Annotated in this window: 20 protein-coding genes and 1 pseudogene; 5 read left to right on the top strand and 16 right to left on the bottom strand. The window is 46.5% G+C overall.

The window, feature by feature from the left end:
- From V7126_RS13595 to V7126_RS13585, 3 genes and pseudogenes are all read right to left on the bottom strand, one after another.
- Positions 1–374: pseudogene (locus tag V7126_RS13595) on the bottom strand (hypothetical protein); the annotation flags it as partial.
- Between the two features lie 7 nt (positions 375–381).
- Positions 382–2,625, bottom strand: a complete 2,244-nt coding sequence (locus V7126_RS13590; protein ID WP_202049447.1) for a DEAD/DEAH box helicase — start codon at positions 2,623–2,625, stop codon at positions 382–384.
- Between the two features lie 127 nt (positions 2,626–2,752).
- Positions 2,753–3,259 carry a PTS sugar transporter subunit IIA gene (locus tag V7126_RS13585; RefSeq protein WP_046130802.1) on the bottom strand — a complete coding sequence of 169 codons (507 nt, stop codon included), beginning with the start codon at positions 3,257–3,259 and terminating at the stop codon, positions 2,753–2,755.
- A gap of 160 nt (positions 3,260–3,419) precedes the next feature.
- Between V7126_RS13585 and V7126_RS13580 the strand changes: the two genes are divergently transcribed.
- The gene (locus V7126_RS13580) at positions 3,420–3,836 is read left to right on the top strand and encodes an Hsp20/alpha crystallin family protein (protein WP_046130803.1); all 417 of its coding nucleotides are present in this window, start codon (positions 3,420–3,422) and stop codon (positions 3,834–3,836) included.
- Positions 3,837–3,858: 22 nt separating this feature from the next.
- Here V7126_RS13580 and V7126_RS13575 read toward each other — a convergent pair whose 3' ends face one another.
- Positions 3,859–4,311 carry a YppG family protein gene (locus V7126_RS13575; RefSeq protein WP_175077220.1) on the bottom strand — a complete coding sequence of 151 codons (453 nt, stop codon included), beginning with the start codon at positions 4,309–4,311 and terminating at the stop codon, positions 3,859–3,861.
- Between the two features lie 182 nt (positions 4,312–4,493).
- Here V7126_RS13575 and V7126_RS13570 point away from each other — a divergent pair, with 182 nt between their 5' ends.
- Positions 4,494–4,694: a YppF family protein gene (locus tag V7126_RS13570; RefSeq protein ID WP_046130805.1), complete on the top strand. Its 201-nt coding sequence runs from the start codon at positions 4,494–4,496 to the stop codon at positions 4,692–4,694.
- An 18-nt stretch (positions 4,695–4,712) separates the two neighbouring features.
- On the opposite strand, the gene V7126_RS13565 is transcribed toward V7126_RS13570, so the two are convergent.
- A complete protein-coding gene (locus V7126_RS13565; protein WP_236809856.1) occupies positions 4,713–5,087 on the bottom strand; it encodes a YppE family protein in 375 nt (124 codons plus the stop codon).
- Between the two features lie 63 nt (positions 5,088–5,150).
- Positions 5,151–5,381 (bottom strand): DUF5446 family protein, encoded by a 231-nt coding sequence (locus tag V7126_RS13560; RefSeq protein WP_046130807.1) that lies wholly within the window; start codon positions 5,379–5,381, stop codon positions 5,151–5,153.
- Between the two features lie 200 nt (positions 5,382–5,581).
- Between V7126_RS13560 and sspM the strand changes: the two genes are divergently transcribed.
- Entirely contained in the window at positions 5,582–5,686 is a 105-nt protein-coding gene (sspM, locus tag V7126_RS13555; protein ID WP_046130808.1) for an acid-soluble spore protein SspM, read from the top strand.
- A 28-nt stretch (positions 5,687–5,714) separates the two neighbouring features.
- On the opposite strand, the gene V7126_RS13550 is transcribed toward sspM, so the two are convergent.
- Positions 5,715–6,677 carry a DUF2515 domain-containing protein gene (locus V7126_RS13550; protein WP_082094096.1) on the bottom strand — a complete coding sequence of 321 codons (963 nt, stop codon included), beginning with the start codon at positions 6,675–6,677 and terminating at the stop codon, positions 5,715–5,717.
- A 52-nt stretch (positions 6,678–6,729) separates the two neighbouring features.
- Between V7126_RS13550 and recU the strand changes: the two genes are divergently transcribed.
- Positions 6,730–7,326, top strand: coding sequence for a Holliday junction resolvase RecU (gene recU / locus V7126_RS13545; protein WP_046130809.1), 597 nt, complete (start codon positions 6,730–6,732; stop codon positions 7,324–7,326).
- A 57-nt stretch (positions 7,327–7,383) separates the two neighbouring features.
- Entirely contained in the window at positions 7,384–10,041 is a 2,658-nt protein-coding gene (locus V7126_RS13540; RefSeq protein WP_335497645.1) for a PBP1A family penicillin-binding protein, read from the top strand.
- Positions 10,042–10,073: 32 nt separating this feature from the next.
- Here the strand turns inward: V7126_RS13540 and V7126_RS13535 are convergent, their stop codons facing one another.
- The 9 genes from V7126_RS13535 to panD all read right to left on the bottom strand — a co-directional run.
- Positions 10,074–10,514, bottom strand: coding sequence for a YpoC family protein (locus V7126_RS13535; protein ID WP_202049446.1), 441 nt, complete (start codon positions 10,512–10,514; stop codon positions 10,074–10,076).
- Positions 10,515–10,558: 44 nt separating this feature from the next.
- A complete protein-coding gene (gene nth, locus V7126_RS13530) occupies positions 10,559–11,221 on the bottom strand; it encodes an endonuclease III (protein WP_046129911.1) in 663 nt (220 codons plus the stop codon).
- A gap of 25 nt (positions 11,222–11,246) precedes the next feature.
- Positions 11,247–11,942 (bottom strand): DnaD domain-containing protein, encoded by a 696-nt coding sequence (locus tag V7126_RS13525; RefSeq protein WP_175077216.1) that lies wholly within the window; start codon positions 11,940–11,942, stop codon positions 11,247–11,249.
- A gap of 74 nt (positions 11,943–12,016) precedes the next feature.
- Positions 12,017–13,309, bottom strand: a complete 1,293-nt coding sequence (gene asnS, locus V7126_RS13520) for an asparagine--tRNA ligase (RefSeq protein ID WP_046129909.1) — start codon at positions 13,307–13,309, stop codon at positions 12,017–12,019.
- Positions 13,310–13,445: 136 nt separating this feature from the next.
- Complete coding sequence (locus V7126_RS13515) at positions 13,446–14,630, bottom strand: pyridoxal phosphate-dependent aminotransferase (protein WP_175077215.1); 1,185 nt, start codon at positions 14,628–14,630, stop codon at positions 13,446–13,448.
- A 22-nt stretch (positions 14,631–14,652) separates the two neighbouring features.
- Positions 14,653–15,138: a cell wall elongation/penicillin-binding protein regulator TseB gene (gene tseB, locus V7126_RS13510; RefSeq protein ID WP_175077214.1), complete on the bottom strand. Its 486-nt coding sequence runs from the start codon at positions 15,136–15,138 to the stop codon at positions 14,653–14,655.
- A gap of 9 nt (positions 15,139–15,147) precedes the next feature.
- Entirely contained in the window at positions 15,148–15,318 is a 171-nt protein-coding gene (locus V7126_RS13505) for a YpmA family protein (RefSeq protein WP_175077213.1), read from the bottom strand.
- Between the two features lie 158 nt (positions 15,319–15,476).
- Positions 15,477–18,260: an ATP-dependent DNA helicase DinG gene (dinG, locus tag V7126_RS13500; protein WP_335497644.1), complete on the bottom strand. Its 2,784-nt coding sequence runs from the start codon at positions 18,258–18,260 to the stop codon at positions 15,477–15,479.
- 141 nt (positions 18,261–18,401) lie between these two features.
- A partial coding sequence (gene panD / locus V7126_RS13495; RefSeq protein WP_335497643.1) for an aspartate 1-decarboxylase occupies positions 18,402–18,630 on the bottom strand: 229 nt, incomplete at its 5' end.

Genomic DNA, 18,630 nt, shown 5'->3' with positions numbered 1-18,630 from the left:
CCGAGCAAAAATATCGTATTGCCGGCTCCTCCTCCGAGCCCTGTCGTTTCCGTGTCAAAGAAAAAAAGCTGGCTCGGGAGGTACCCTTTGCTTGAAAGAGAATGGGAAACGCCGCTTTTATTCCACTCGCTGACCGTATCGTGAAGCTCGTCAAACGAGTAATGGCCGTGAACATGCGTCAGCGGATAAACGACTTCGCGGATCAGGCAGCAGCACTCTTCAAATATGTACGGCCTGACGCCGAGTGACGCCCATTCCTTTTCAAATGACAGGTTAACGGATGTGTTTGGGGAAGCGCCGGCTGCATGGTCATCCTTCTTCCCCATATTTCCCAGGTGATGTTTGTAGCGATTCAGCTTTCGTTTTAAAGACATTCTGTCCTCAACCTTTCCAGCCTTTTAACAGGCGCAGTGCATTGTCCTTCGTTTGGTTGCCTTCGCTGTGAACCCCGATGCAAGACGGACATCCGGAACGGCACGGACAATTGGCAATAAGCTGATACGCTTCGCCGATAATATCGGACATCTGTTCGTAAACCTTTTGAGACAGTCCGACGCCTCCCGGATAGCGGTCATACAAAAAGACCGTCGGCTTTTCATTATGAACGGCTTTGATTTGCGGGAAGACGTGCAAATCGGACGGGTCGCACATCACTTTCAGGGCGGCGACATAGCCGAGAACATTTGCTGCCCCCAATAAAGCTTCTTCCAATTTGATGTCATTCCAATTCTCCCGTTCAGCATCGCTTACCTGAATCCAAGCCGCATTCGTGTGCAGCTCTTCCTCCGGCAGGTGAATCGGCCCAGAACCGATATTTTCATGTGTTTCAAATTTAATTTTTTTGAAAATCGTCGCTTTTGCCTGTACCGTCACATCACCAAATCCGAATGCCGCTTCATCTGTTTCCTTTGTTTTGTCGATTTCGAGCACTTTCAGCACAACGGCCAGGTTTGCATCAGTATAGTAATCGACCTTCACCTCGCGCACGAACGCTTTTTTCTCCTCCCAGTCGAGCTTTTCAACCTGATACTGAATTCCTTGATGCAAATAAATCGCTTCATCATGAAGGAGCGTCATCGCGCTGAATCTGTCCATTTCACCGATCACTTTTGCTTTTTCCCGGCTCGACTGGTCGATGATGACGACGTTTTCCTGTGAAGCGGACCTGAGGCTGATGCCGTGGGCCGGAAAAGCGTCATTCATCCAGTGGAACGTGTCCCCGTTCAGGTGGAGAACCCTTTCTTCTGCCAAATATTCGAGAATATCCTCAATCTCTGTTTCACCGAACGTATCGGTCCGCTTAAAAGGCAATTCAAAAGCGGCGCATTTTATATGATCGACGAGAATGACGAGATTATCCGGATTGATCACCGCTGTTTCCGGATTTTGCTTGAAAAAATAGTCGGGATTCTGCACGATATACTGATCGAGCGGCGCAGAGCTTGCGACCATGACGATCAGCGCTTCGTTGTGCCTTCTTCCGGCTCGTCCCGCCTGCTGCCACGCGCTTGAGATCGTACCCGGATATCCTGTCATAATACATGTTTGCAGCTGGCCGATATCAACGCCGAGTTCAAGGGCGTTTGTGCTGACGACGCCTTTGATTTCCCCGCTGCGGAGCCCTTTTTCGATCATCCGCCGTTCGTTCGGCAGATAGCCGCCTCTGTAGCCTTGAATCGAATGGGCGCCGACAATCGGCTTCATCACGTCCTGGAGGTACGTTAAAATAATTTCCACCCTGACCCTGCTTCTCGCAAAGACAATCGTTTGGATCTGGTTTTTCAAAAATTCGGAAGCGAGCTTCCTGACCTCTAGCGTCGCGCTTTTTCTGATATTAAGCGGCCGGTTGACGATCGGCGGATTGTAAAATAAAAAGTGCTTTCTGCCGGACGGCGCCCCGTTGTCAGCAATTAAGTGCATCGGCTGACCGGTCAGCGTCTCGGCAAGCTCCAAAGGATTGGCAATCGTCGCCGATGTGCATATGAACTGCGGCCTGCTTCCGTAAAACGCGCAGATGCGCATGAGCCGTCTAATGACGTTAGCAACATGGCTTCCGAAAACGCCCCTGTACACGTGAAGCTCGTCGATCACGATATATTTCAGATTTTCGAAAAGGGACACCCATTTTGTATGATGGGGCAAAATCGCCGAATGAAGCATATCGGGATTTGTGATGACGATATGGCCGGCTTTTCTGACTTTCTGCCTGATCGCCGGTGATGTATCGCCGTCATATGTATAGCAATTGATGGATGCACCGATCTCATCTATCAATTCATTCAGCTCGCTTTTTTGATCCTGTGACAGCGCTTTTGTCGGAAAAAGGTATAATGCCCGCGCATCGGGATCTTCGGTAATGCGCTGCAAGACGGGCAGGTTATAGCAAAGCGTTTTTCCGGACGCGGTCGGCGTCACAAGGGTGACGTTTTGCCCGCTGGTGCTGCCTTGAAATGCTTCAGCCTGGTGGGAATACAGCTTCTCGATCCCTCTTTTCTTTAACGCGCGGACGATATTCTCATCCAAACGCCCCGGAAAATCGCGGTATTCCGCTTCTTTTTCTTCAATTGTATGCCAATGAACAATCTGTTTGCTGAAAGCCTCGTCCTCTTTCAGAAACTGAATCATGTCTGTCAAATTTCGTTTTTGAAACAATACTGTCACCTCTCCTCTTTCTATTTTAGCGAATGTCCGTTCGTTCTGAAAGAGGCGAATCCATAAAAAAAAGCAGAGAGTGGTTCTCTGCCTTTTTTCATCACTTGACTTTCAGCTCCATCAGCTTCGTTTCGCTTTTTTTCGCTTCTCCCTCTTCATGCTTGGTGACGCGCTCTACCGCATCCCCGTTCATAATGACGACAGGAGTAATCGTACTGCTCGCTTTTTCTTTGATCAGTTCCAGATCGCATGTAATCAAAGGGTCTCCTGCTTTTACCTTATCCCCCTCTTTTACATGAGCGGTAAAACCTTCCCCTTCCATATTCACGGTTTCCAGCCCGATGTGGATCAGCAGCTCCACTCCGGACAGCGAGCGGATACCGATCGCATGCTTCGTATGAAACAGCTGTATCACTTCACCGTCAACAGGCGATACGATGTCACCGGCGGAAGGCTCGACGGCCATTCCGTCCCCCATCATTTTTTGAGAAAAAACGGGATCCGGCACTTTTGAAAGATCCAGCACCCGTCCGTCAGCCGGCGAAAAAACGGTTTCTTCTTTTACTTCATCCTGTTTTTGGCCTAAACCGAATAATTTTTTCAGCAATGCAATTGGGCTCCTTTCAATATGCCTCTTTTATGGCGGCTTTCAACATTATCTCTGGATTCCCCACTATTTAACCACACTTTCAAAATCCCATCAATCGTTTAACCATATCAAATGCCCCTGCATAAGCTGAAAGTAAAAAAAATTGAGGTGAAAACGGATGAATCATAAAGAAAATGACAATCACTCTCTTAGCAAAAAAGACGAATTTCAGGAAGCGATTGAACAATTGTTCTATTCTTCCCCTTTCCACGAAATATTAAATTCGTTTCAAAAAATCATATCTGATCAGCTCGAGGCGTCAAGCATTTCCATGCATATCAGGGACGACAGCGAAGGGCTTCACGTCGATATTACCGTTCCCGAGTCGTTTCAAAACGGCGACATTATGATCGAAGCCAAGTCAAGGTATTTGCACTTCGCCCTAAAAGAAGAAAACAGCGCCGGTGATTCGTCATCGTTTACCAGTCTGTCAAGAACCGTACTGCTGCCGTATCCCGTACGCGAAGAAACGATGAAAACATCATGGAACAAAAATGTTCTGACCGTTTCATTTCCCGCGCAGGAAAAAGCATGAATGATCATCATCCATGCTTTTTTTACTTAAAGAAACCGATAAAACCTTTAGCGAGCGCTCCCACCTGGTTGACGGTGCTCACCATTTGACCGGCCGTATCCATCATCTTGCTAAAATCAAACTGCCCGTTCTTTTTCTTAAACTGCGACAAAAAGCTCTGGAATTGGGAAGGCTGATGGAGGTTTGGCCTCGGCAGCGGATATGGATTCGGATAAGGAAAGGCGTGAACTTGCTGCATATGATAATTGACGGGCTGCTGATAGGCTGGAAACGGATCGATATGTTGCCCCACCGGCTGATGATATACCGGTGAAAGCTGATATCCGTGGGCCGCAGGCTGAGTATACTGGGCCGGTTCTTGGCTGTAGTAATTCGGAACAGGCTGATAAGGCGGATTCATGTGGGAATGCGGGTAAACCGGATAATATGGATGCTGGTTTGAAAAAGGATAACCGGCAGCGCTCCTTTCTTCCATCTTTCATCTCTCCTTCTAGAGCCCTTTTTTCTATATTTGTATGAAAAGAATGCCTATCCCGTGCCAAATCAAATGTCACACATTTGTCACAATCTGTCGAAAATTTTAATTTTGGAAAAACAAAAAAAGTCGAATTGTTATGGTACTATATTATTACTATAGAATGAGAGGGGATGCACCGAATGAACGTATCATACTTAAGAAATTGTTTCGCAGAGATGAAGCAGTACGAGACAGATTGTATGGATAAGCTGATGGACTTCGCAAGGTTTTTATACATCCAGGGACATCTGACATTAAACGAATTTCGCACAAGTATGAAAGTTCTCGAAGCGAATGGAGCGCAGCATCCTGCCTACGACTTGAAAACGGAAGCCAACTGAACAAAAAGGAGACCAGGGTTATCCCAGGTCTCCTTTTTGTATATCGTCTTCAATGTTTTTCAGCGTATAAAGCACAGATTCGGTCAAGTCTTTAAAACGCTTTTTATGAATTTTGCAGAAATAAGATTGCAGGACAATTTCGTTCAAGTTTTCTTCGACCGAACGGAGCTGCTCTTCATGAATATACTTTGGACGGTGTTCCTTTACATATGCCAGGCTGGCGTTCAGCCAGCTCTGCAAAGCTTTTTCGCAGCGGTCGGCAGACGGTTTGACGACCTTGAAGAAATCGTGCTCTGCACCTTCCTCCTTGCCTTTTTTATATCGTTCGTGAGCTTCTTTTGCCAAGCGGATGAGCTCCCGCGTCTGTTCAAGAAGAGATTGTGCATCCAACATGTTCACCTCAGGTTTATCGTACCAGACGGACCGTTTGAACACAACGAATTCAAATTGCGGATGCTAAGCGGATTCCCCGTGATGATGCCGCGTTCCCATCAGCGTGCCGTTTAAGCAGGATGAAAGCTCGGTGAGCTCCCCTTCAATTTGATCAAGCCGTTCCGCCAAGACGGCGCCTTTTTCAGATACCGCCCTTGTGATCGCTTCAGTCAGCTTTGTTTCTGCAGCTGACAGTTCTGTTTCCGTTTCAACAAGCATTTGAAGGACATGCTCTTTTTTAACAAATCCGCTCATTTGCCTACCTCCTTTTTGATCGCCTTCTATGCTTTCTCCCTTCCGGCAAGGCTCTCCTTCACAGCTGACAAAACTAGAACGAAACCGGCAAAGAAAATCAATTTCCCGCTGACCTTTCCCATTTCGACAGCGCCGATCGCGAAAATTTGTATGAAGCCGGCTTTTTATGCAAAATCTAAACGGGTAAGGAGGTGTCTCTTATGGAAAACGGCAAAAAGAAATCCCCTCAGAAAACAAAACCCGCTTCAAAACAAACAGATGCATTGGATAAAAAATTAGGCGGACCAAACCGCCCGTCTACTTAAAAAGCAAGGTCTCCTTGCTTTTTTTCGTTTACCGCCTCCCGGCCAGCCAGTTTTCCAGGGAGAAAACGGCATGCAGCTGCCGTCTTTTTTGAAAATACCATTCCGTCAATTCGATTTTTTCCGGCAGCTTCTCGTCCTGAAACAGCTTCTCCATATTTTCCCCGTGAAACCAATCGGCTTTTGCTCCGTCTAATGAATGGGCAATAACGGGAAAGCATGTTCTTAGAAATGGCGAAGATCTGCTTCTAATCCCGGCCCAGCGTTCCATATCAAAACGCGATCCTGTATGCGGAACGCAAGTGGTAAAATGGTAGAAAGAAGGAAACAGCTCAGGCCTGAACAGCAACCTGCTCAATTGTTTGCCGAGCTTGATTCTTTCGTGTAAGCTTGTAAAGCGCTTGACCGACACGCCGTAAAAGACGCCTTCCACCGTCGGAAATATCACGGTGTTGAAGTGAAACCATTCACATACCTGAAAAGGAATCGTGTGAAAAACATTCTTTTTAAACAAAGGATTTTGTATAATAGGAGTTTGGATAGTGTTTTGTTCATTTATAATGAGAGCGTGCATGAGCCGCTTTTCGTCCCGTTCACGCCAAAAGCGCTCCCATTCTGCTTTCATAAACGATGAAACGCCTAAAGCGGGGAGCAAATGAAAAAGAGGCTGTCCGAGCTCTTTGGACCACTCATATAAAAGGAGCTGCGGGTAGGCATCGGAAAAAATAAGCCAGTTTGCCCTTTCATACGTCAGAAACAGCCAGTTTTGCTGGACGTCCGAAAGCCCGAGCTCAAACAGGCGTCCTTTTAAATCCGTCATCGACCAGCCCGCATTCCGGGAAACAAACGAGGCCAAAAGCGACCATTTGATTTCCGGATGACGGTCAAAGTATTTTTTATATGCGTTTGTCCGCGAAATGTTATCTTTGTTCAGTTTTCCGGTAAGCTCTTGAATATAGCGCGCGAGCTTTATCCCGGAGATCGCGTTAGTCAAGGCAGATCACTTCCGTTTGTTCCTAGATTTTTCAAAAAGGAGGATGAAGAAAGTGATTCGTTATCCGAACGGCAAAACCTATCAGCCGAAACAAGCTGCCTCATCCTTAAAAAAGAAGCCGTCGTACAGCAATCGCGGGATGACCCTCGAAGACGATTTGAATGAAACGAATATATATTATCTGAATCATTCAATCGCGGTCATTCATAAAAAACCGACACCTGTGCAGATCGTTCATGTCGATTATCCAAAGCGAAGCGCGGCGGTCATTAAAGAAGCATATTTCAAGCAGTCGTCGACTACTGATTATAACGGGGTCTATAAAGGACGCTACATCGATTTTGAAGCGAAAGAAACCAAAAGCAAGACGTCTTTTCCTTTGCAGAATTTCCACGATCACCAGATCGAGCATATGAAGCAGGTCGTGGCACAGGGCGGGATATGCTTTGTTATTATATCCGCATTTGGTGAGATTTATTTTTTGGAAGCGGAAAAATTATTTAATTTCTGGGAAAGAAAAAACCGAAACGGCAGAAAGTCGATCCGAAAAGACGAACTTGAAGAAGCCGGACACCCCATTTCGCTTGGATACTCGCCAAGAATTGATTATATTAAAGTTATTGACCAGTTGTATTTTTCGCCATCATAATTTATGATTTTAAAGTCATGTGAGCGGAAAGGTTTAACTACGAAAGGTTGAGATGTTATGTCAGATCAATTTAAAAGCCGCCAGGAACGGCGAAGAGCCCAGCAGGGCAATAGCAGGTCTAATACTCATTCTAAACCCAGGAAAAAAAAGAAACCCGGACTATTTAAAAAGATTCTTTTATCCATTCTGATCATTGGCGTAATCGGCTTAATCGCCGGAGGCGTCACTTTTGCAGTCATGGTCTCAGACGCTCCGTCCCTTGACGAAGCGAAACTGAAAACGCCGTATTCATCAACCATTTATGATAAAAACGGGAAGAAAATCGCGGAGCTCGGCTCGGAAAAACGGAAGTACGTGTCGATTAAAGATATACCCGATAAAGTCAAAAACGCGTTCCTCGCGACAGAAGACGCCCGTTTTTACGATCACCACGGGGTTGACCCGATCCGCATAGGAGGAGCGCTTCTCGCTAACTTTGAAGGCGGATTCGGTTCAGAAGGCGGAAGTACGATTACACAGCAGGTCGTCAAAAACTCCCTTCTCTCGCATGAAAAAACGCTGAAGCGTAAAGTGCAGGAAGTATGGCTTTCCCTTCAGCTGGAACGAAAATATTCAAAAGACGAAATTCTTGAGATGTATTTGAACCGGATTTACTTCTCACCGCAAGCCTACGGTATCGGCAAAGCGGCGGAACAATTCTACGGGGTTACCAACTTAAACGACTTGACGGTTGAGCAGGCCGCAACGCTTGCCGGAATGCCGCAAAGCCCGAACAACTACAACCCGATCAAACATCCGGAACAGGCTGAAAAAAGGCGGAATATCGTTTTAAGCCTGATGAATAAGCACGGCTTCCTGTCAGACGCAGATTATAGCAAAGCGAAAAAAGTATCTGTTAAAAAAGGCCTTGTGTCTGCTAAGCAGTATGCTAAATCAAATTCAAATAAATACACTGCATTTATCGAAGATGCCGTAGAAGAAGTTGAATCAAAAGCAAACGTTAATCCTAACACAGACGGATTAAAAATTTACACGACGCTAGATACAGACGCTCAAGATTATTTGAATGAGCTCATGGACAAAAATTCTGGTCTGCTTACCGATAAAATGAAGGCCGGATTAACCCTGCTTGATACGAAAACCGGCGAAGTTCGTGCAGTTGGCGGCAATATGTCTCCCGGCGGTTGGAATTATGCGACTGCTACAAAACGCCAGCCGGGTTCAACGATCAAACCAATCCTTGACTATGGACCTGTCATCGAAAATAAAAAATGGTCGACGTATGAGCAGATTAAAGATGAACCGTACACGTATTCTACTGGACAAGAAATTCATAACTATGACCTCAGATATAAAAGTTGGATATCGATGCGGGAAGCGCTTGCCGATTCGCGGAACATCCCGGCTGTAAAAGCGTTCCAGGCTGCCGGCAAAGAAAACGTGGCAAATTTCGCAAATGGCCTTGGCCTTTCGATCGATAAAGATGATCTGTTAGAATCGTATGCGATCGGTGGTTTCGGAAAAGGCGTATCAACATTGCAAATGGCCGGAGCGTACAGCGCATTTGGAAACAATGGCTATTACAATGAGCCACATTTCGTCTCATCAGTTGAATTTAATGACGGTACGAAACTTGACTTGACGCCTGAATCGAAGGCTGCGATGAGTGATTATACCGCATTTATGATCACGGATATGCTGAAGACAGCCGTTCAGACAGGAACGGGAACTGCTGCACAGGTCCCTGGCGTCACTGTTGCGGGAAAAACGGGGACCACAAACTTTGAAGAATCTGATGTAAAAAAATACGGCCTCAATCCGAAAGGTGCGAGAGATTCGTGGTTTGTCGGCTATACGCCGCAATATACGGCAGCCGTCTGGACCGGTAAGGATGGCATGAACTCGCTTAATGTGAGCGAACAGCAAATCGCCAAACTCTTGTTTAAAAAGGTCATTGCCAAGGTTGACGACGGCAGCGGCTCGTTCAAGAAACCGGACAGCGTCGTGGAAGCGACCGTTGTGAAAGGCTCCAATCCGGCTGCGCTGGCGAGCAGCAATACGCCTAGCGACAAAAAGACGACCGAGTATTTCGTAAAAGGCACTCAGCCGACGACCGTTTCAACACAATATGAGGAAAAAGAAGATGCAGCAAAACCATCCGGCTTGAGCGCGGAGTATGATGAAGCTTCAAAAAGCATCAAACTGTCGTGGTCATACTCAGGCGATGATGACGCCTCATTTAAAGTGAAACAGTCTGTCGACGGCGGAGGATACACCGAAATCCAAAACAGCAGCGCCAAAGAAGCGGTCATACCGAATGCAAAAGAAGGATCTGTCTACAGGTTCCAAGTAACGGCGGTGACCGATGACGATGAAAGTGATCCGGCTTCTGTCACCCTGAAAGTCAACGCGGCCAGTGATGATGAAACGAATGCCGACGATGACCAGCAAAATCAGGATGATCAGCAAAACAAAGATGATGATCAGACCACAGATGAAGACAAAAATAAGGATCAGCAAGATACCGGTGACAATGATCAGTCTGATGATCAAAAGCAAACACCTGGCGATACGAACAAGGATAACCAAAATTCAGGCGATACAGATAAAGACAACGGTAATAAAGATAAAAATACCGATGATTCTTCTAAAAACAAGAACAACGATAAGAATCAATCAAATTCGGGAAACGAAACAAATAAAGACGGGACCTAACAATAAAACCCACTCACGATTTGTGAGTGGGTTTATTTTTTCATTGCGGCATATTTATAATATTGCTTTTTCATTTCGTTAAATAGTTCATCAAGCTGGATAAAACAATGGTACTGGGTTGGCTTCTGCAAAATAAATTCGACCCGTTCCGTCCAGTTGATCGGTTTTACGGGGAAGTTTTTCCGAATGAGCGTCTCCCATTTGAGCGTCTCGACGGGCTCTCCCATCGTCCAATGGAAGGCTGCGATCAAATAGCAGACCCCTTTCAGCATCTCGTCCAGGCTGCATCTCGATTTTCTCGTTTGGAAAACGGGAAGAAGCCTGTCCTTCGTTTGCTCCCACATTTGAAAAAGGAGCGGGACCCATTCCGATTTGTCGTCCCACGGTTTAGGCATCCCCTCTTCTGCAAAAAAATCAAAATAGAGCGGATTCTCATTTAGAACGGCAATCCTGTCATCGCTTTCCGGCTTCATATTTCTCAGCGGCTGTTCATATTCAGATAGAAGCGAAACGCTTGTCACGGCAGCTTCACCAGTCCTTTTTTATAGCGTTTTTGACCTTCGCGGCACAAGGAAAACAGCGGACATACTTCACATTTCGGCCGTTGCGCCTTGCAGTGGTAGCGGCCGAAAAAGATCAGTCTGTGGTGTGTCACAGACCATTCGGATTCCGGCACTTTTTTCATCAGCGCTTTTTCTACTTCTGTGACTGAATCCTTCCAGCGGCAGAAGCCAAGCCTTTTCGAAACCCTTTCCACATGGGTGTCGACTGCGATGGCCGGTACACCAAATGCCACCGAGACGACGACATTGGCCGTTTTTCTCCCGACACCGGGAAGTTTGACCAACTCATCCCTGTCTTTCGGCACTTCACCGCCGTATTCTTCAATCAGCATTTTGCAGAGCTTTTGAATATTTTTCGCTTTATTTCGGTATAAGCCGATCGATTTGATGTCCTGCTGAAGCTCTTCCAGCGGCACCGCAAGGTAATCTTCCGGCTTTTTATATTTTTGAAACAGCGTTTTTGTCACTTTGTTGACCAAAGCATCCGTGCATTGGGCGGATAAAGCGACAGCGATGACGAGTTCAAACGGATTGTCGTGAACCAGTTCGCATTCTGCATCAGGAAACATTTCGCCAATCGTTTCTAAACAAAACTCGATCTGTTTTTTCGTTAACATGTCTTCACCTTTTCACCTTTTCACCTTAATGTTCAAGCCAATTGTAAAAAGGAACCTGTCTTTTATACTCCTTTTGCTCGCTTTGCCGGGGCGTCTTTCGCCGGAATTTTTGGCTGTAGCTGACGGCTTGTTCGATTGTTGTGATTCCGTTTTTCTTCCATTCAAAAAGAATGCGGTCAATATAGCGGAAGCTTAATTTTCCCGACATGACGGCTTCTTTTAACGCCTGCTTGATCATCTGCACATCGTGGTGATCCTGATCAATCCAGATGGAGAGCGTCTCGCATTCCAGCGGAGATAAAGGCCTGGCAAACTCTTCTTCAAAAATCGTGTACAGGCTTTTTTGTTCGCCTTCTTGCTCTTCATCCTGTTTTTTCTTCTCCGCCATTTCGAGATAATCAAACAGTTTGCTCCACAAAGGTTCGAGCGAATATTTTTCAAACTTAATGCCGTTCTGGTCTTCGCATTCTTCTATATAGAGAAAGCCTTTTTGGATAAACATCCTCAGCATGTTCATACATTGTTCAGTCGCAATCGACATCGTTTTGCTCAATTCTTCAGGCGTCGGGAAAAAAGAGCCTTTTTCCACATGCATTTTGATGTTTAACAGCAGCATAAACTCTGTTTCGTCAAGCCCAAGCTCTCTGTAATTCAAAAAGAGCAGATTCGGAATGCTGACAGATCCCATTTCCTGCATCTTTATAAATTGCTGTTTTTTCATTTGATACACCTCTTACCTTCCAGTATATCAGGATGACTGTGAAAAAGTCTCCTGTCATAGCAGGAGACTTTTTTTTAAGGATATAAACGATTTAGCAGTCTTGGGAACGGAATCGTTTCACGTACGTGAGGCGACCCGCAGATCCAGGCAACCGTCCGCTCCAAACCGAGTCCGAAGCCTGAATGCGGAACAGAACCGTATTTTCTCAGCTCAGCATACCATTTATATGCATCAGATTCTAAGCCGTGCTCTTTCAAGCGCGCTTCAAGAAGTTCAAGATCATGGATCCTTTCTGAGCCGCCGATGATTTCGCCATAGCCTTCAGGAGCGATCAAGTCTGCACAAAGAACGACTTCTTCCCTGTCAGGCGCAGGCTGCATGTAGAACGGCTTTAAAGATGTCGGATAATGCGTGATGAACACCGGCTTGTCATAGCTTTCGGCAATCGCCGTTTCATGAGGCGCCCCAAAATCGTCGCCCCATTCGATGTCATCAAAGCCTTTGTCTTTTAAGAACTGGATCGCTTCATCATACGTGATCCGCGGGAATGGCGCTTTGATCTGCTCGAGCTTCGACGTGTCCCTTCCGAGCGTTTTAAGCTCGATTTTGCAGTTTTCAAGAACGCTTTGTACAACAAAAGACACGTAATTTTCCTGCACTTCGAGGTTTTCATTGAATTCAACAAACGCCATTTCTGGCTCGATCATCCAAAACTCAATCAGATGGCGCTTTGTTTTTGATTTTTCCGCCCTGAAGGTCGGCCCGAAGGAAAAGACTTTTCCTAAAGCCATTGCAGCGGCTTCCATGTACAGCTGGCCGCTTTGCGATAAATAAGCGTCTTCATCAAAGTACTTCGTCGCAAACAGCTCTGTCGTTCCTTCTGGAGCGCTTCCCGTCAAAATCGGCGGATCGACTTTTACAAAGCCTTCTTTATTGAAAAATTCGTATGTAGCGCGAATGATTTCGTTTCGGATTTTCATTGTGGCGTGCTGCCGTTTGGAACGAAGCCACAGATGCCTGTGATCCATTAAAAACTCTGTTCCGTGTTCTTTCGGCGTAATCGGATAGTCCTTTGCTTCGTGGATGACTTTAAGCGATGTCACGGCAAGCTCGTACCCGAGAGGAGAGCGTTCGTCCTCTTTCACGATGCCTGTTACATACAAAGACGTTTCCTGTGTGACCGTTTTCGCAATTTGGAAAATCTCTTCATCCACTTCCGCTTTAACGACGACTCCCTGAATAAAGCCCGTCCCGTCGCGAAGCTGTAAAAATGCGATTTTACCGCTTGAACGTTTATTGGCAATCCAGGCGCCGATTGTCACTTCTTCACCAACATGTTTGTACACTTGGTTTATTGTTGTTTTCACTATCGTTTCCCTCCAAAACCAAGAAAAGGGTCATGCCCGTTTTCTCTCTGACATCCATAACTTATATTATACCTTTTTTCAACGGATAAGGTCAATGGCATCATAAAAAGCGCCCCGCAGGAGGACGCTTTTCAGGTTATTTGCTGCGGTTCACCACAAAGCGGCGAATGCGTTTCACTGCTTCTTCCAACAGCGGAAGAGATGTCGCATAGGACAGGCGGATATTGTCCGGCGCACCGAATCCAGAGCCAGGGACAATCGCGACCTTCTCCTCTTCAAGAAGAGCTTCCGCAAATTCGTCAACGGTTTTATAGCCGCATGCTTCAGCCGCTTTTTTTGCGTTCGGGAACAGATAAAAAGCACCTTCCGGCTTCAGGCAAGTCAGCCCCGGAATCTCCAGAAGCAGCTCATATACTTTGTTCAGGCGCTCTTCAAATGCCTTTTTCATCTCTTCAACAGGCTCCTGAGACCCGTTGTAAGCGGCGATGGCGCCGTATTGAGCGACAGAAGTCGGGTTTGATGTACTGTGGCTGGCAAGGTTGGTCATCGCTTTAATGATCGCTTCATTTCCCGCTGCATAGCCGATTCTCCAGCCGGTCATGCTGTGCGATTTAGAAACTCCGTTGATAATAATCGTCTGTCTTTTTAGCTCAGGGGAAAGCTGTGCGATCGACACGTGTTTTCCTCCGCCGTAAATCAGCTTTTCGTAAATTTCATCTGACACGATTAAAATATCGTTGCGGAGACAAACGTCGCCAAGCGCTTTGAGCTCTTCTTCCGAATACATCATGCCGGTCGGATTGCTTGGAGAATTGATGATGACGGCTTTCGTTTTATCTGTCAGCGCTTGTTCAAGCTGTTCAGGAGAAATCTTGAAGCTGTTTTCCTCTAACCCTTCGACAAACACGGGGCGGCCTCCGGCAAGCTTGACCTGCTCAGGGTAGCTGACCCAGTATGGCGTCGGAATAATCACTTCATCTCCCTCATCAAGCAATACTTGAAATAGGGTGTAAAGAGCGTGCTTCGCACCTGTACATACAATAATTTCTGATTGGCTGTATTCAATGCCCTGATCGCGTTTGAATTTTTCGGCGATGCTTTCTTTCAGGGCAGCAAGCCCTCCTGAAGGCGTATATTTCGTGTGGCCTTCATTCATGGAGCGGACGGCCGCTTCGATGATGTGCTCCGGCGTGTTGAAATCCGGCTCTCCCGCACCAAGGCCGATCACATCGTGCCCTGCCGCTTTTAATTCTTTTGCTTTTGCTGTGATTGCCAATGTTGCAGACGGTGTTAATGCTGATACTCTTTTCGCTAGATTCAACTTGGTTTCCCCCTGTTTCGACTTATGGCGTTATCGTTTTGTGAATTTTTCCATTTATAAAGTCCACATAACTTAAACTGTATTGCCCATCTTTATTTAAGTATATAACTTCCCACATCAGAACATTTCCTTCTCTTGCCAGATGCACCTGTTTCAGGTGGGACACAAGGCCTTCATTCTCAACCGCTTTGGCGGCCTGGCGGCTTGAAATGCCATCCGACGCTTTTTTGAAGATCGTCTTCTGTTTTTTGTCGTCAGGCACCCACACGTACATGTTTTCGCCCTTTTTGTTTTTTCCTTCCACAATGTACTGCTTCTCTTTGCCGACAAACGTTTCGACGGAATCAACTTCCTTTAAATCGGCCTTCTCTTTTGCGAGGGCTGCCGCTTCCGGGTGACCGCTCTCTTTTTGGCTCATTGCTGTCCGGTATACGTTCGCCCCGGCAAGAATCGCTGTTAAAAAAATAATACCAAATATCAGAATGAAAATTAAAGTTTTTTTGCCCATTTTTATCCCCTACGTTCGATAAATAGTGAAAATTGCCTGTTTTTGATCTTCTTCATCAAGGGCAAGACCAAACATTAAATCGTTGCGCTTAAGCGTCCGGTTTAACAAATCGACGATTTTATAAAGATCGTCCGAATGCTCAACAGTCACGGTAGAAAGAATTTCGATTTTGCTATCCATTATCAAATACCTCCGCACGAAACAATAATTGTAATTCATACTCTGTCTGCGATAAGCCATAATAGTTGTTACAACGGATAAACCGTTTATATAAACAGCCAAAAATAAAACCTTAATCCACACCATGTGAAGAGCCGCTTGATGCGGCTTTTTATGCATTAAAGCCTTGAAATATAAGCTTTTAGACCCGATAAATCCGGCTCTTCAACAGAAGCAGGAGGCAAAGCCTTCATAAACACCCTGCCGTAGGATGAAGTGCGAATCCGGCGATCGAGAATCACGACCATGCCGCTGTCCTCTCGCGAACGCAAAAGCCTGCCGATTCCCTGTCTGAAGGTTAAAACAGCTTCAGGAAGCGAGACGGCCTGAAACGGGCTTTCCCCTTTTTGTTTCGCTCTTTCGCACTTGGCTGATTCAACAGGATGATCAGGCGGCTTGAAAGGAAGTCTTGCAATGACCAGCGTTGTCAGTTCGTCCCCCGGAAAGTCGACGCCTTCCCAAAAATGGTTCGTTCCGAGCAGGACCGCTTGCTGACAAGACTTAAACGACTTCATAATCTTGATAGGGCTTCCTCCGGATACCCCCTGAGCCAAAAGCTGGCACTGAAGGTCAGCTTCGTCTTTCAGCAACTGATACACATCGCGCAGCATGTCATGAGATGTAAACAGCACGAGCACCTTGGCATTCGGCTGCTGTGAAAGCGCCATGATATATCGGGCAACATCCGCGGTATACTCCTCGGGATGATCGTTTGTAATCGGGCTGACATCTGTCGGAATCATGATTTTCATACGCTTATCATAAGAGAAAGGCGACTCGATTTGCAAGGTTCTCGGATAAAAATCGCTTAACCCGAGCTTTTTGATCATATAGCTGAAAGAGTTTTCCACGACAAGCGTCGCAGAAGTGAGAACGACGCTCCTTTTCCGGGTAAAAAAACGGTCAGCCAGCATTTCGCCCGCATCCAGTGGCTGGGCATAAAAAGCGGCCGCATTTTTCGCCCCTTTTGCATCAATTTCAATCCAGACGACTTCATCGTCGGCGTGTTCAAAAAGCAAACGCCTGAGCTTATTGCCGTACTCTTCAAGATAGGCCATGCACGATTGATATTCTTCAAGAAGAAACGCCTGCCGGCTTGTGAAAGAAACGTGTTTGCCGCTTACCTGTTCCTTTTGATCCAAAAACAGCTGATGCATATCATAAAGCATGGCGCACAGCCTTCTGGCGCCTTCTTCGAGACGGCTCCAAGCCCGGTTTTCTCCGCCTGAACCAACCTTATAGAGCAGACGGTTGACATCCTTCTTTGGTTTCCTCCGTTTGACAAAAGCATGGACAGATGTGAAGAACATATCGCTTTCCTCAATGAGCCGGCCGAGCCATTCATCGATTTGGAAAAACGTTTCCGAAGAGATGCCGAATGAGCGGAACAGCCGTTCTGCTTTTTTCAGAAGGCCTCTCTGCTTTAAAGTGCCGAGCCGCATCAATTGTTTATGCAGCGAAACGTAATCGGCCCTTGCTCCAAACTGTTCGCCGGCGGCACGTTCAAAGTGATGGGCTTCATCGATCACAAACGTATCCGCATGAGCTGCATGGATTCGCTGGTTGATTTCATCTGTCAAAAGTAGCGCATGGTTGGTGATGATCAGGTCGGCATTGTCTGCTTCTCTTTTTGCCCGTTCATAAAAACACAGCTCTTTAAACGGGCGGTTTCTCTCATAAGAACGGTCATCAAAAGCGATTCGTTCCCATAGCAGTTTCCCGCCGGACGGCAGGTTGATTTCGGATAAATCGCCGGTCTGTGTATCCGTCAGCCAGACGAGAATTTGCGCCTTTGCCAGGACGGCATCATAATTATCGTCATCTTCCTGCAAAATCTGCTCGAATTTATGGATGCATAAATAATGGGACCGCCCTTTCAGCACAGCGGCTTTGACCGAAAACGGCACGGCCTGCTGCATAAGCGGGATATCATGGTGCAAAATCTGCTGCTGGAGCAATGTCGTATACGTGCTGACAACAACCGGCTTTTCGGTTTGTTTGGCATAAACGGCGGCAGGCACGAGGTACCCAAGCGTCTTCCCGATCCCTGTCGCCGCCTCGATCAGAGCGTGTTCGTGATTCGTAAACGCGGTCCAGACCTCTTTCATCATTTTTGTTTGCCCTTCTCTTTTTTCAAACCTCGGCAAAGAAGAGAGGCCTGGCCCATCCTCCCAAATATGTGTTTCATGAGATGGGAAGACCTCTTTTTCGGGTTCTTCAGGCGCAGTCTCAGGCGCTTTTATAACAAATGAACCGACTTTGATATACCCTTCTTCAAGCTCTGCACGCCGGTCCTTTTCGACGATCAAACCGTCAAACAGCTCCTGCGCATCGCTGATCAGGTGCCACGATAGACGCCTTATCCCTTTCAGGACAGGGAGCGGCAGCCGCTTGAATCTGTCCATCATATGTAAGAAAATCATGGCGGTTACTTCTGCATCACTGTCTGCTCTGTGCGGGTTTTCATGCTTGAGCTTCAGCTCTTCGCTCAGTTCTGTCAGCTTGTATCCGTCGAAGCGGGGATATGCGATTCTCGCAAGCTCCACCGTATCAAGCACATTGCATTCGAGCCCTCCGTAACCGGCTTCCTTCAATTCGTGTTTGACAAATCCGAGGTCGAAGTGAATGTTATGTGCTATAAAACAGCTCTCATTAAGAAGTTCAAATATATCTCCGGCGATCGCCGAAAACGGCTCTTCGTTTTCCACCATCTCATTTGTGATTCCCGTCAGCTGTTCGATAAAAGCGGGAATGGGCTGGTTTGGATTCACATACTTGGAGAAACGTTCGGTAATTTGTCCATTTTCAATCACAACCGCTGCAATTTGAATAATTTTGTCGCCTTTTTTCGGCGAATTCCCTGTCGTTTCCACATCAATGACTACATAACGTTGATTGTTCATTCAATGGACACCTCAATTTTGATACGTTCAACAAAAGTGTAACACGTTTTTAGAAAGTACATGAGGACAGCGGCTGAAAAAACAGGCCTCTTTTAAAATGTTCTTCCTAAAACGGCATGAAAGCCCCCAGCATTGGGGGCTTTACAGAATGGTGCGGGCCGGCTCAAACCCAAGCATTTGCTCAATTTCGTTCTTCTCGTTCAAAACGGCCACTTTCGGCTTGTGATGCTTCGCCTCTTCTTCCGTCATCATCGCGTATGACACAATGATGACGACATCTCCTTTTTGAACGAGCCGGGCGGCTGCGCCATTCAGGCAAATGACGCCGCTCCCCCTTTCACCGGGAATGATGTATGTTTCCAGCCGGGCG

The sequence above is a fragment of the Bacillus sp. JJ675 genome, from assembly GCF_036963165.1.
Lineage (GTDB): Bacteria > Bacillota > Bacilli > Bacillales > Bacillaceae > Bacillus > Bacillus glycinifermentans.
The sequence above is the reverse complement of the archived record's forward strand: the minus strand, read 5'-3'. Positions and strand labels throughout refer to the sequence as shown.